The 13500-nt window shown below is 59.4% G+C and carries 9 protein-coding genes and 1 tRNA gene; 1 reads left to right on the top strand and 9 read right to left on the bottom strand.

Annotated elements, in window-relative coordinates; all coding sequences use genetic code 11:
• Nucleotides 1-244 precede the first annotated feature (244 nt).
• From Mal65_RS08540 to Mal65_RS08555, 4 genes are all read right to left on the bottom strand, one after another.
• Nucleotides 245-317, bottom strand: a tRNA-Asn gene (locus tag Mal65_RS08540).
• Nucleotides 318-507: 190 nt separating this feature from the next.
• Nucleotides 508-1095, bottom strand: a complete 588-nt coding sequence (locus Mal65_RS08545) for an ATP-binding protein (RefSeq protein ID WP_145296008.1) — start codon at nt 1093-1095, stop codon at nt 508-510.
• A gap of 125 nt (nt 1096-1220) precedes the next feature.
• Nucleotides 1221-1916, bottom strand: coding sequence for a hypothetical protein (locus Mal65_RS08550; protein ID WP_145296011.1), 696 nt, complete (start codon nt 1914-1916; stop codon nt 1221-1223).
• Between the two features lie 352 nt (nt 1917-2268).
• Nucleotides 2269-2562, bottom strand: coding sequence for a hypothetical protein (locus tag Mal65_RS08555; RefSeq protein WP_145296014.1), 294 nt, complete (start codon nt 2560-2562; stop codon nt 2269-2271).
• A gap of 612 nt (nt 2563-3174) precedes the next feature.
• Here Mal65_RS08555 and Mal65_RS08560 point away from each other — a divergent pair.
• Entirely contained in the window at nt 3175-6645 is a 3471-nt protein-coding gene (locus Mal65_RS08560; RefSeq protein WP_145296017.1) for a pyruvate carboxylase, read from the top strand.
• Between the two features lie 7 nt (nt 6646-6652).
• Here the strand turns inward: Mal65_RS08560 and Mal65_RS08565 are convergent, their stop codons facing one another.
• The 5 genes from Mal65_RS08565 to Mal65_RS08585 all read right to left on the bottom strand — a co-directional run bounded on the left by Mal65_RS08565 (nt 6653) and on the right by Mal65_RS08585 (nt 13081).
• Nucleotides 6653-8377, bottom strand: coding sequence for a hypothetical protein (locus Mal65_RS08565; RefSeq protein WP_145296020.1), 1725 nt, complete (start codon nt 8375-8377; stop codon nt 6653-6655).
• Nucleotides 8378-8538: 161 nt separating this feature from the next.
• Nucleotides 8539-10050, bottom strand: a complete 1512-nt coding sequence (locus Mal65_RS08570; RefSeq protein ID WP_145296023.1) for a secretin GspD/PilQ domain-containing protein — start codon at nt 10048-10050, stop codon at nt 8539-8541.
• Between the two features lie 363 nt (nt 10051-10413).
• Entirely contained in the window at nt 10414-10935 is a 522-nt protein-coding gene (locus Mal65_RS08575) for a hypothetical protein (RefSeq protein ID WP_145296026.1), read from the bottom strand.
• Between the two features lie 238 nt (nt 10936-11173).
• The gene (locus tag Mal65_RS08580; RefSeq protein ID WP_145296028.1) at nt 11174-12145 is read right to left on the bottom strand and encodes an NHL repeat-containing protein; all 972 of its coding nucleotides are present in this window, start codon (nt 12143-12145) and stop codon (nt 11174-11176) included.
• A 291-nt stretch (nt 12146-12436) separates the two neighbouring features.
• Nucleotides 12437-13081 carry a response regulator transcription factor gene (locus Mal65_RS08585; RefSeq protein WP_145296031.1) on the bottom strand — a complete coding sequence of 215 codons (645 nt, stop codon included), beginning with the start codon at nt 13079-13081 and terminating at the stop codon, nt 12437-12439.
• Nucleotides 13082-13500 lie beyond the last annotated feature (419 nt).

The following is a 13500-nucleotide window of genomic DNA, read 5'->3' on the forward strand; positions in this document are numbered from 1 at the left end:
CCACCCGTCGGAGAGAAACAGAGACTCTGAGAGTTCTCTGTTGAGACCACCGCGAGGGCGGACCTGACGGCTGGGATCGGGTCCGGGCTGACGGTCTCGGCAAGAGAACCGAGAGCGCGGGTGTCCGCGGCGTGGCGGGCCAGTGGGCCGCGAAACGCGGGGATAAACGAAAAACGCCCGCGGACCAATGCTGGCCAGCAGGCGTTAAGTGGGCGGTCGGAAAATTCCAAGATTTTCCGACGAGCTCCCCCGGCAGGACTCGAACCTGCGACAAGGCGGTTAACAGCCGCCTGCTCTACCAACTGAGCTACAGGGGATTGAGGAGCTTTTGGCGTGAGCCGGACGGGGATGATCGACACTCCGGTCCGCCAAAGCGACGAATGTTAAAGACTTCCGTCGTCGGCTTCAACCCAGTTAGATCGCCTTTTTTCCCGCTCCCGCACGCTACACGACCGGCTGTCGGCGGCCGAATCGGATTGTGCCTGTTTTGCGGCCTTCGGCGCGACGTCAGGCCCGGCGTTTGGTCATCCAGATCTGGTTTCCGTCGTCATTGAAGCGGACATCGGACATGATTTCGCGGATCAGCAGGACGCCGCGACCCCCGGGGGCTTCCAGCAAGTGTTCGCTGGTCGGATCCGGCACCGCGTCCGGGTCGAACCCATCGCCTTCATCGGTGATCCGAATTTGAACTTCGTCGCCGTCGCAGTGCAGGTGGACTTCGATCCGCTTTTCGGTGTCGTGTCGGTTGCCGTGGCGAATGGCATTGGCGATCGCTTCTTCGTACGCCAAGTGAACCCGAAACACCTCTTCGTCGGGCCATCCGTATTGTCGCATCGCGTCGGCCAGTTGCAGCCCCAGTTGCGAGCCCACCGAGAGGTCCGAAGGCAGGTGCTGGCGAAACTGCCATCGCTCGACATCCGAGCTTGTTTCGGACTCGGCGTCTGGCTGTGGGGCGGCACCACGCTGGGGGCACGCATCGAGTCGAGCGTCGGGATCGGGATGGGCGTCAGGTGCCCGTCCGGAGTCGGACGCGTCGTCGGCACCGGAAAGTCGATCCGGATGGGAGTCGTGATCGTGCATGGGCAGAGAGATCATGGAACGCGATGAGTTCGGTGGCAGCCGACCGGACTGGGTACTTTAACTGAAAAATACGGATCGATGATCAAGTCAGTTCGCTGCCGGGATGCGGCATCGACTGGCGAGCATCCTGATCCGGCGGGTCATTGGCTGGCACGCTGGGCGGAGAGAAGGATCAGCCGGTTTTCTTCGCGAAATTCGGTGATCTGGCCGGTAATACTCCATTGGTCATCCGCCACGTCGTCGTTGATGGCTTCGACGATTCGCTGCAGCATCAAGTTTTCGACACAAATCATCTGGGGCAACCGGCGGGGAACCGTTCGCTGTTGTTCCGGAGGTGCGTGCATGGCACTGGTGCGGGAGGTCGTCCGCGTCAGCAAACCGCGTGAGGATTGAATGGTTTCGGTGATCGTTTGCGATCGATTCACCTGTGATCCCGTGCCCGATGCTGGCGGATTGGCATCGACATTTTCTGGGATAAAGACCCATCGTCGACCGAGCTTGGCGACGCGTCCGCGGGTGGGCGGAATGCGGGTGCCTTCGCGAAGCCGGTAGACGCGCCCGATCGTCCGACGACTTTCGTCAGGAGCTTCCAGATCCGCATCGTTGTTGGCGTCGTATTGGGAACTCGTCGGCGATGCGCCGGTGGCGAAGACGCTGGACGCACCAACCGACGGGGCTGTGATGGCGGGCGTTTGCGCAGTGGCCTGTTGATCAAGCAGGTGAATCGGCGAGCACACCGTCAGCATGGTCGATACCAAGACGATTGTTCGCTTCCGAGGTCCGGCGAAATGCATCGGACGACGAATCCAACAAGTCATCAACAATAACAGCAACATGAGTTTGTGATCGGTGGGAGGGAGTCCAGGAGTGTTGCGTGAGATCGTTTGCCCAAAGCAGCGTTTCGGTTCAGGCATCGTGCCGATCTGCTGCGACGCGATGCGACGGTCACGTACGCGTGGCTGGTGGGCGCTGGAGGCGATCGGTGCCCGCGGAGCCGATGGGTGAAAGCAGCGACTCGGGTGCAACGTCCTGTGTCGTTCGGTTGCAGGTCTTTGGTGCGACGCCGCGATCGTGCCGGTGGCATCGATGCGAGCGGTCACAATGTGCTCGCCTTGCCAACCTGCACGTCGGATCCGTTCGCACTTTGGGAGCAGCGTGCAGGCAGGGACAGTGGGGGATCGACCGAGATCAGGATCCGTCGCGAGGCATTGCGATCGCGTGCAGGCTGACCACGGCGCCGACGGTGATCATGGCCATCCCGAGCCACCGTGGCAGTTCCACACGCTTGGTCGGTTTGGGATGAACTTGCATGAAGAACGACTGCATGTTGTAGTCCGGCTGAGCGGCCGTCTTCTGGGAGACTTTGGCCAGGGTGCGCGTCGTCGGTTCGTTCAGCACAAACGATTCGACCATACGGAATTGGATGCCCAGCAGGATGAGCAGGACGCCCAACAGAAAGTATCGGTTGCGTGTGAAATGCATGGGATTCACGACATGAAAGGGCGTGGCGGCGGACAGGGATCACTGCGGTCTGGCGGCGGTGCAACAGTGGACGCGCGGCCGAGCCGGGGACGAGGTCCCCGCGGTCGGTCCGACGTTGCGACACCACCATCGTGACGGGGAGGCGTCAATCGACACGGCAAGGCGAACCGAAACCGGATCGACATGCGACAGGCGAGCCGCCCGGAAAAGTCATCGCGTTTAAAGGGAGGGACGCGAGACTTTCCGGGTTGCCAAGACTTTGATTCGTCCAGAAGCCCGCCGGATCTGGAAGACTTCTGCGATCGGTGGGACTTTGTCGTTGGGGCCGGTTGTGCCGGAGACCCGTTGCGTGCGGGTGCTGGTCGCTTGGCGTCCGTCGCTGTGTCTGGAGATTTCCGAAGCGGCGGATTGACCGGGGCGTGACCGTAGAGGCGATCGATTCGCCACAAAATGTAACCTGAGGGCCTGTTTTGTCCCGGCCTCTGGCGGTCTAGATTGAGCGTCGTTCAACCGTCGCGACATGATCGCGTCCGGCGGCTTGTCAGGATTGCATCCTGTAGCCGTTCCATCAGGTGAGTTTCCATTTCGACCCCAGCTTCTTTTCGAACCGACATGCCCATTCGTCCGATCCGAAAACTATTGGTCGCCAACCGCAGCGAAATCGCAACCCGAGTCTTTCGCAGTGCCACCGAGCTGGGAATCCGAACGGTCGCGATTTATTCCCACGAGGACCGTTACGCGCTGCACCGTTTCAAGGCGGATGAGGCCTATCAGGTCGGCGAACCGGGCGAGCCGATTCGGTGCTATTTGAACATTCCCGCCATCGTCGAACTGTGCAAGGAGCACGACGTCGACGCGGTGCACCCGGGGTACGGCTTTCTGTCGGAGAACCCTGAGTTTGCCAAAGCGTTGCAAGACGCGGGCATCATGTTCGTCGGTCCCAGCGTTCGGTCGTTGGAGATGTTGGGCGACAAGATGTCGGCTCGCCGATTGGCCGAGGCCGCGAAGGTGCCAATTCTGGGTGGAACGAACGAGGCGGTTCGCGAGGCGGACGAGGCGATTTCGATCGCCGAAAAAATCGGCTTTCCCGTGATTTTGAAAGCGGCCAAGGGCGGTGGCGGTCGCGGCATGCGAGTGGTCGAAAAGAAAGACGATTTGCCAGCGGCGCTGGAGGCCGCCCAACGCGAAGCCAAGACCGCGTTTGGCAGCGATGAAGTGTTCGTCGAACGATTCATCCAAAACGCACGTCACATCGAAGTCCAGTTGATCGGTGACCAGTGCGGGAATCTGATCCACTTGTACGAGCGTGACTGCAGCGTCCAACGCCGTCACCAAAAGGTGGTAGAAATTGCTCCGGCACCAAACCTTGCACCGGAGGTTCGTGACGGGCTGTGTGATGCGGCGCTTCGTATCGGTCGCGCGGTCAGCAGTGATGGTGGCAACAGCTATGACAACGCCGGGACGGTCGAGTTTCTTTACGACGTCGACAAGCAAGACTTCTTCTTTATCGAAGTCAATCCGCGAATTCAGGTTGAACACACGGTCACCGAAGAAGTGACGGGAATTGACGTCGTTCGGACACAGATCTTGGTGGCCCAAGGGCATGCGTTGGACAGCGAACTGGTCGGGGTTCCCGAACAGTCACAGATTCACACCACGGGTTTTGCGATTCAGTGCCGTGTGACCACCGAGGACCCGGTCAATCAGTTCCGTCCCGACTATGGTCGCGTCAGTCACTATCGACCGGCCGCCGGTTTGGGCATTCGTTTGGATGCGGGCAGCGCGTTCAGTGGCGCGGTGGTCAATCCGTTCTATGATTCGATGCTGGTGAAGGTGACCGCACGAGGGCGTGATCTGGCGACCGCGGCGTCGCGGATGGATCGATGCTTGCAAGAGTTCCGTGTCCGCGGCGTGAAGACGAACATTCCGTTCTTGATCCAGATGGTCAACCATCCCGTATTCCTGGCGGGCCAGGCGACCACGCGGTTGATCGATACGACGCCGGATTTGGTGCGTTTCCCGACGCGTCAGGACCGTGCGACGAAGTTGCTTTCCTTCTTGGGCGAAACGATCGTCAACGGCAATGCTTTGGTCGCCGATCGTCCCGTGGCAACGCGTCGGTTGCCAGCGCCGACGCCGAAGGTGCACCGGGCCGATCCGTTGCCCGAGGGAACCAAGGACATCTTTAAACGCGAAGGCATCAAAGGACTGGTCGCGTGGATCGAAAAGCAACAAGGTTTGTTGCTGACCGACACGACCATGCGTGATGCCCACCAATCGCTGTTGGCGACTCGGGTGCGAACGTTTGACATGTTGCAAATCGCGCCGGCTTATGCCGCGATGGCGTCGTCGCTGTTTTCGGTCGAAATGTGGGGCGGTGCCACGTTCGACACCAGCATGCGTTTCTTGAAGGAGTCGCCTTGGCAGCGGTTGGCCGACCTGAGCCAGGCGATGCCAAACCTGTTGACACAGATGTTGCTGCGGGCCAGCAACGCGGTCGGCTATACGAACTATCCCGACAACGTGGTCCGCCTGTTCGTTCGCGAGGCGGTGCAGTGCGGCATGGACGTGTTTCGTGTTTTTGACGCGTTGAACTGGCAAGAAAACATGAAGGTCGCCATGGAAGCGGTGATCGAAGAAGGCGGGATTTGCGAAGCGTCGATTTGTTATACCGGCGACCTGCAAGACCCGGGGCGAACCAAGTACGACTTGAAGTACTACGTCGATCTGGCCAAGCAGTTGGAAAAGATGGGCGCGCACCTGTTGGCCATCAAAGACATGGCGGGGCTGTTGAAGCCGGCGTCGGCGGTGAAGTTGATCCAAGCACTGCGACAAGAAATCGGTATCCCCATTCATCTGCACACCCACGATACCGCGGGCATCCAAGCGTCAACGATTTTGGCGGCATCGGCCGAAGGGCTGCAAATTGCCGATGCGGCGTTCGCGCCGATGTCGGGCGGGACCAGCCAAGTCAACTTGAACACGTTGGTCGAGGCGTTGCGGTACACCGATCGAGCCAGCGATCTGTCGACGGATCATCTGACGAAGCTGGCGACATACTGGCAGGCGACTCGAGAGTTCTACACGCCCTTCGAAAGCTCCGTGCTTCCGGCGACCGGCGACTTGTACGATCACGAAATGCCCGGTGGCCAATACACGAACTTGTTCCAGCAAGCCCGCGCGCTGGGGCTATCGGATCGTTGGGCAGAAGTCTGTCGGGCCTATGCGGACGTGAACCGGTTGTTCGGTGACATTGTGAAGGTCACGCCGACCAGCAAGGCCGTCGGCGATATGGCGTTGTTCTTGGTCGCCAACGAAATGTCCGCCGATGAGGTCATGACCAGCGAGAAGGCTTTGGCGTTTCCCGCCAGTGTGTTGGATCTGATCGGCGGCAAGATGGGCCAGCCGCCCGGCGGTTTCCCACAGCCCGTAATGCAGCGGATCTTGGGCGATACGCCGCCGATCACCGATCGACCCGGGGCCACGATGCCCGACTCGGACATCGAAAAGGCGCGGCAAACGGCGGAACAACTGACCGGCCGAACTGCCAACGACCGCGATGCGGTGACTCACCTTTTGTATCCGAAGGTGTTCGAAGACTTTGCCAAACACGAAAACCAATACGGCGATGTTTCGGCCCTGGCCACACCCAACTTCTTCTATGGCCAAGAGCCCGGTGAAGAACTGGCCGTTGACATCGAAAAGGGCAAGCGGCTGATCATCAAGTACATCACCACCGGCGCGCCGCACCCCAACGGCACGCGGACGGTGTTCTTTGAGCTGAACGGTCAACCGCGTGATGTCACCGTCGTCGACCGATCGCTGGAACCGGAAACCAAGGCGGCGGTCAAAGCCGATCCGCAGAATCCATGTCACGTTGCCGCGTCGATGCCCGGCATGGTGATCACGGTAGCCGTCACGGAAGGCCAGCATGTCAAGGCGGGCCAGAAATTGGTCAGTCTGGAAGCGATGAAAATGGAAACCATGATCAACGCACCGCTGGACGGAACGATCGAGACCATCGAAACGCCGACGGGAACACAAGTCGAAGCCGGCGATCTGTTGATCGTGATGAAGTCCTAAACGGATTTCAGCGGGCGTCGGCCAGCGGCGATTCGTTGGCCGACGTCAGGGTTTGTTCGGCTGACGGTGCCGTTTGTGGCGGTTCGCTTTCGTCACCGGCTTGTCCCAGCGTGACGATCAGAGACCGAACCGTTGGTGGCACATCGTCGGTGCTGCGGACCATGTAATCGACTTGGTATTGTCCGTCGTCCAGCGAACGATCGGGAATGAATCGCAGTTGTTTGGTTTCACCCGGCTTCAACCAAACGCCGTAGCCGTCGGCCATTTCCAGGGTCCATCCGGCGGCACTGGCCAGGGTCAAGCGTGCGTCGACGGGAAGGTAGCCTTCGCCGGCATTGGTCGCGGTCATGCTGAGATAGCGTCTGGACCCGTCCTGTTGCAGTTGCAGATCACCCAATTGCAGGTCGGCCGCCGGAGCGTCGCCGAATAACATGGCGACGGGCAATTGACGTCGTGAGGCCTGGCCCGATTCGCTTTCGGAAACGATATCCAAGACTCCAAAGATGGCGTCAGTGTGATCGCCGGAGCGTTGCATCGACAGACGGACTGATTTGGTGCGTCCGGGTTTCAGTTGAAAATCGTCGCTGGAAACTCGCACACCGGTGACGGGATGACCGTCCAGGTCACGCAAGCGGATGCGGGCCGATTGCAGGGTGTTGCCCGTGTTTTCAAATCGCAGAATGGCCGTTCGGTCGACGCCGGCGACTTGGCCCAGCCGGATTTGCGAAGGCGAAACGGAAAAGCCGTCGCCCAGGTGTGCCAGCTTTGCCTTCAGTGCGGGAAACGAGGCTGTTTTGGCGGCTAGCGAAAATTCCCGGACCACCAATTCACGTCGTCCGTTGGTGATCGCGATGCGAAAGACTTTGTCGCCTTGCAGGTCCAGGGAGTCCACTTCGGCCTGCAACTTCAGACGCGACTTGGGCATCACCCGGATCAGCGTTCGCTCGGATTCGTCTTCCAGGCTGGCTCGCGAAAGCATCGAAAGCCAAAACGGCGCAGCGGGCCGACGGCCGGCGACACCGATGTTCCCGCGGACTTTGAATTCAAAGGCATAGTCGGTCGGGTTGTCCAAATAGACGGTGGCGACCGGCATCCCCAGTTCGCTGGCAACGTGGGCTTCGGTCAGTTGCAATTGGTTCATCGCGGCAAGGTCTTTGATCCCGGTTTCGATATCGATCCGCAGGACATACTGCGTCACGAACTGGACTCCGGCGGTGGTCGTTTGACCGTCGGCGTCGCCGGTGAATTCGTTGGCCACACCGTTGTCACGGACCAAGATCCCGTAAGACAGGAAGTTGGTTTTCGCCAGCGGGACTTTGACGGTGCCTTGGATGACGTGGGATTCGCCGGGAGCCAGCGGGAACGCTGTGGATGACGTGATGTCGACTTCGTCGGGGGCACCTCCCTGTAGATCGTGCAGGATGACGCCGGATTCTTCCTGACGCAAACGAACCGCCTGCACCGTGACATTCATGTCTTTGCCGGTGGACGTGATTTTGAAGCGGAACGGAATTTCCGCGCCGCGGCGGGCTTCGAAACGCTGGACGATCGGTTCGATGTGAAACGAAGGTTCCACCGAACGCGTCAACGTCACCGATTGGCGACCGTCAGCGGTCGTGCCGGTGCGAACGCCGGTCGAGTTGGATTGCGAGGTCTGTGCGACCACGCTGGCGGACAGGCAAAGCGGCAACAGGAAGCCGAGCAAAGCGGTGTGGCGAACAAAACGTTTCATCGGAGATCAACAGTGGTGAGACGGTTGGTGTTGTCGGGTCCGCCTTTCGCATCAGGGCATCGTGTTTGTCTGGTGACCCTCCGTGTGCACCGCCGCCAGTGATCACAGGCGTCAAAGGCGAGCAGCAACGCGGAGCGGTGACGGTGACGGTGCGCCGTGGATCAGTGGGCAACCGAACCGTGGGGTGACGTCAGGGACGCCGGGACGATTGTGGGGGAAACCCGAGGTCGTTCGATGCGAGGCGAAAGGAAGATGACGACTTCGGCTTCACGAGTCTGTCGCTGAGTCGTCTCGAAAAGGTAGCCCAGCAGTGGCAGTCTGCTTAAACCAGGGATGCGATTGATGCGGTCCACGGTTTCTTTCTGGACAAGTCCGCCGATTACGATGGTTTTGCGGTCTTCGACGTGGACCGTTGTCGACACGGATCGTCGGTTGATGATTGGGAACGGATTGACCGCCAATTCAGTGTTGGCATTCCGGATGTCTTCGCTGACTTCCGCTTTTTCGATATCGATCGTGACGGTGTTTTCCCGAATCGTCGGGGTCAGCGCCAGGGTTATGCCGGATTCCACCTTTTGTATTTCTTGTTGAAAGAAATACGCGTTGTTGTCGGACGTGCTTTGAGGCTGGATGCTGAAGAACGTTTCGCGGTTGATCGCGATGTTGGCTTGTTCGCCGTCTTGCGCCATCACGTGTGGTGTCGCACGGATCGTCAGGTAACCGTGTTCGCAAAGCAGTTTGACGAAGGCCGATGTTTGGGCAAAATCGCTGAAGGCTTGTCGGCCACCGGCGGGACTGTAAACGCCTGACAACGCCAAGCCGTTGGCACCCAGTCTGGCAAGTGTTTCGCCGTTCAACTGGACGGCGTGTTGCCAGTCCAGCCCGAATTGGAAACCCGAATCCGGGGACACCACACAAATGATCGCTTCCAGTGTCACTTGTGGGATCGGTTGGTCGATGGCGGCGAAGCGCTTTTGAATCGCCGCAACGGTATTCGATGGCGCATCGATCATGACCAGGTTGCTGCCGTTGACCAATTCCACGTAGGGTTCGAATCGATCGGGCAGCGTGTCGACCAGCGTTTTGGGGCTGACATGATTCGGACGATAGGGGACTTGCGTGCTGATGTAGGGGAACAGCGGCGAATCGGGGTCCGGTGGTGCGATGATGTATTGATTGCCCCGTTTGGCGTAGGACAGTCCCAACGGCATCAAGATCTTTTCGATCGCCTGTTCAATCGTCATCCCGTTGATTTGCGTATTGACGACGCCGGCGACTTGCGGATCCATGACCAAGTCAATCTCCGCGTCCTCGGCCAACATGATCAAGACTTCGCGGACATCCGTTTCGATGAATTCATCATCGATCAACTCATCTTCCCCGTCGGGGGAATCCGAGTTGCTGGAATCGCTGAGATGGGCCGACCAGCCTTCACCGGCGAAGTAATCCGATCCCGGCCATTGGTTCAGCTCCGGTGCGTCGGTTTGTACGTCAAGAACGTTTCCGTCGGCGTCGCGGATGATCGTTTCTTGGCGGACAATTTCGGCGTCCTCATGGACGACCGTTTCGATCGGCGAGATCGCTTGATCGGCCGACGACTTTTCGATCGCCTGCTGGATCAACTCTTCCACCGAGGGACGCGGCGGCAGCGGGCGGGATACGCAACCGGGCATCAGAATTGCTGTGAAGACCAGGGCCATTGTGATTCGCGTCGGCAACGTCGGGACGTGACGCGATCGCACCGGGCACCCGTGGGTGTGATGGGGCGAGACATCGGATTCCCTTCCGCATGGTCGCAACGACGTTTGGTCCTGTATTGAATGAATGCCCAGGTGAACAAAATTTCGGTAGGCGTCCAATAGCGGTTTGCCGTAGGCCGTCGCTACCGTGATTTTCGATCGGATGCCGCGGGAAACTGGCGGCGTTTCACGGGGCGGTGTGCGTTGGGTGAATCAGCGGCCTAAGGGCAGGCCGTCAGGGGACGAAAGACAAAAAGGGGGCGGGACGAAACCCACCCCCATTTGTCGCGACATCGATCAGTTGGAGGTGATCGTACCGGTCACGATCGTTTCATAATCGCCAGCCAGGAACGTTCCGAATCCGTCGGTGATGAACGTGACCGACAGGTTCATGTTGGCCGTACCGAAACCGTCACTGCTGACTTGAACGGTGGCGACTTCGTCGTTGTTGATGTAGTCGGTTTGGTCGCTGCTTTGGGCAACGGTCCAGGTGGCACCGCCGATTGACGAATCGACGGCCAGTCCCAAGGCGACGTCACGTTTTTCGCTGGGCGTGTTTGTATGCGTGAAGGCTGCGGCGGTCGCGAAGGTTGCGGTCACGCCGGCGCTGGAGTTGCCTTTGACGATCCAAGGCTGCGGCAAGAACGATTGATCGTTTTCGCTTTCGTCGTGAATCAGATTCACGTTGTCCGGGGCGATGATGGCGATGGACGAGGGAACCGTGACGGTGAATTTTTGGGTGTCACTGGTTTGAGCGTTGGCCGTGGTCATGGAAGCGACGACGATCAAAGCGGCAACAATTGATTGGATGCGAAACATGGTGAGCAGCCTTCAGCAAACGTGAAACAAGTGGAAAAGGTTTGCAACGAAACATCACCGAAGTTGGCCGACCGCACGTTGCGGCATTCAATGACCGTGGTCGGTGATCGCGTTCGTCGCTTTCACTGCAAACCTATGCCGGGACGCGACGGTGGCAAACGATTCGAAGCATAAGTCCGAACCGTCCCGTCGCGCAGTTTGAAGCCCGTCGAAGTTGCGTCTGGTGTTTGTCAGGCAATCAACGGACACCACGTCGGGGCAAACGCGAAGCCACGTTTTGGCGGTTGCGTCTTGAGCGAAATAGCGACGCCGACATCACAAGAATGAAGCCCCATGTCTGGGGTTCGGGAACCGCGGTTGCGCCGGCGATCGACGTGATTTGCAGAAGGTCGCCGGTTGACGCATCGCGAATGGATCCGATGGTGGTCAATTCACCGGTCTGTAAATCAATCGTTTGTAAGACAGATTCACCGGTGTTGCGGTCGACGGTGAATGCGCGTCCGCCGGGCCCGAAGGTCAGCGCGTTGGCCGGTTCGCCGCTGAGCCAAGTTTGAAACGTTCCCAGACCGGTGGATGCATCCAACGTGAACAGAGCGCCGCGTTGATCGGGGATGGGCTGGCTGGCATCGGGATCGCCGCTTTTCATGTACAGCGTTCCATCGGGCGCGAACGCCAAGCCGACCTGATTGACATTCAAACCCGATGGCTGCATCGGAGTAACCGCGGCGGTGCTCGTGTCCAAGCGGACCAGTTGTCGACTGAGCGAACCGAGTCCGGCAAAGCTGCCCTGCTGTAGCCAGGCGTAAAGGTTGCCGGACGAGTCGAACGTCATGTCGGGGACGCCGATCTGTGTGTCGCCGATCAGCATGGCCTGACCGTTCACAGCGTCCAGTTCCAACAGTTGCCCGCCGACTTGTGCGGTGCGGTCGTTGCGGTGGGCATAGATTCGGCCGGTCAGTGGGTGGACCGCCAATGCGCCGACGTTTTGAAAACCGGTCGGACCGATCATGGTCGCCATCCCGGTCGCCGCGTCAATGCGGTACAGCACCGATGACAGGTCACGGGCTTTGCCATCGACCAGTACTTTGCCGCCGGTGATTCCGATCAGGTCCGCCAAGGCGGTTGGGCTCGCCGAGAGTGCGCAGACCAAACCCAAGCAGATCCATCCCGACGTCCGTACCGCCATCCATCCGTTGGTGTCCATTCGCATCCGATGCGACTCCTTCCTTCGATCGACCGCAAAATTGTCCGGCCCCCCTACCCAATCGATTCGCCAGAACGATGTATCAAGATGCCTGGGGCAAGATCGATCGTTTGGGCGAACTGGGACGAATCGTGATCGGGTTGCGGTTTCGCGTAAAGCGGCAAATCTTGAAGCCTCCACTGAAGGATGTGGCTTCGGTTCCACCAGGGTGTTGCCGATTGGATCAGTCGAAGATTCCAGACGCTTCGGCAGCGGCGGCAGGCGATTCGCGTCACCCGCCACGGCGTGCCGGCAATGCTAGGCCGTCTGTTGAAGTTGCCGGGCGTACGTGGTCAATCCCGCGCGGCATCGGACGTCCAGCTTCTTCATCAACCGAGCCCGGTAGGTCTCGATCGTTTTCACACTGAGGAACAGCTTTTCGGCGATCTGCTTGTTGGTCATGCCGTCGGACAGCAATCCCAAGACCTCGCGTTCCCGAATGGACAACTGGTCGATGCGGTCGGCATCCGTGTCCACCGTCGTGGCAGGTCGCATGGGCTTGAGCAGCGACTGGTGCTGGGGGTGGCAGAAGAAATAGCGGCCTTCGGCGACCGACGTGATCGCACAGAACAGTTGTTCGAAGCTGAGCGTTTTGTCGACCAGGCCGGCAACGCCCATCCGCAACAACGACGGATAGGATTGGGACGACACCTGATCGGACCAGACGATCACGCGGGCATCGCCGATCGTTTCGATCAGCGTTTGCAGTTGCGCCAACGCTTGTTCGTCGCGAAAGTCGGCATCCAACAGCACGACGTCGACGGATTGGTCGGTCAGCAATTGGGTGGCTTCTTGAAGGCCGCTTGCTTCGCCGACGATCGACACCAGGTCACGCGAGCACGCGGATCGGAATCCGAGTCGGACGAAGTCGTTGGCTTCGATCAAAAATAAAGTGGGGGGCATCGGTGATTCTCCGAAGGCAATGGTGAGGGTATGCCGTCCGGATCACTTCCGTTGGGGGCGAGGCGTGGGGGGAGTGATCGTTGGGGGTGATCACACGTGATGGTGGACCTTGGGGTGGTCCAACGGTGCGTCCCGCTCCCTTGAAAGCGATTCGGCAAATGGTGAGGCTTTGCACAACCAACCGTTGCACCCGATTGTTGGCATGTCGGGGAAATTCAAGGTTTGCGGCTCACCGCAAGGTTGCCGCGTGACGGATTGGGCAGATCTTGTCGATTCGGTTTAGCGCAAACTGAGCGGTGTTGTCAGATTGACAGGGGATGATGAGCCCGTTGGCTCTCTATCAGGAGCGTTATCGGGTCACCTGGCCGATGGCTTGTCGGGGTGACCGATGTTTCCGCTGGCCGGTCGGATTGGCTTTT

Source organism: Crateriforma conspicua, assembly GCF_007752935.1.
GTDB classification, from domain to species: Bacteria; Planctomycetota; Planctomycetia; order Pirellulales; family Pirellulaceae; genus Crateriforma; species Crateriforma conspicua.

Coding starts and splice junctions, on each gene's coding strand:
- Mal65_RS08545 (WP_145296008.1), bottom strand. CDS start 1,095: ATGATCTCTCTGCCCATGCACGATCACGACTCCCATCCGGATCGACTT.
- Mal65_RS08550 (WP_145296011.1), bottom strand. CDS start 1,916: ATGTTGCTGTTATTGTTGATGACTTGTTGGATTCGTCGTCCGATGCAT.
- Mal65_RS08555 (WP_145296014.1), bottom strand. CDS start 2,562: ATGCATTTCACACGCAACCGATACTTTCTGTTGGGCGTCCTGCTCATC.
- Mal65_RS08575 (WP_145296026.1), bottom strand. CDS start 10,935: ATGTTTCGCATCCAATCAATTGTTGCCGCTTTGATCGTCGTCGCTTCC.
- Mal65_RS08570 (WP_145296023.1), bottom strand. CDS start 10,050: ATGCCCGGTTGCGTATCCCGCCCGCTGCCGCCGCGTCCCTCGGTGGAA.
- Mal65_RS08580 (WP_145296028.1), bottom strand. CDS start 12,145: ATGCGAATGGACACCAACGGATGGATGGCGGTACGGACGTCGGGATGG.
- Mal65_RS08585 (WP_145296031.1), bottom strand. CDS start 13,081: ATGCCCCCCACTTTATTTTTGATCGAAGCCAACGACTTCGTCCGACTC.
- Mal65_RS08565 (WP_145296020.1), bottom strand. CDS start 8,377: ATGAAACGTTTTGTTCGCCACACCGCTTTGCTCGGCTTCCTGTTGCCG.
- Mal65_RS08560 (WP_145296017.1), top strand. CDS start 3,175: ATGCCCATTCGTCCGATCCGAAAACTATTGGTCGCCAACCGCAGCGAA.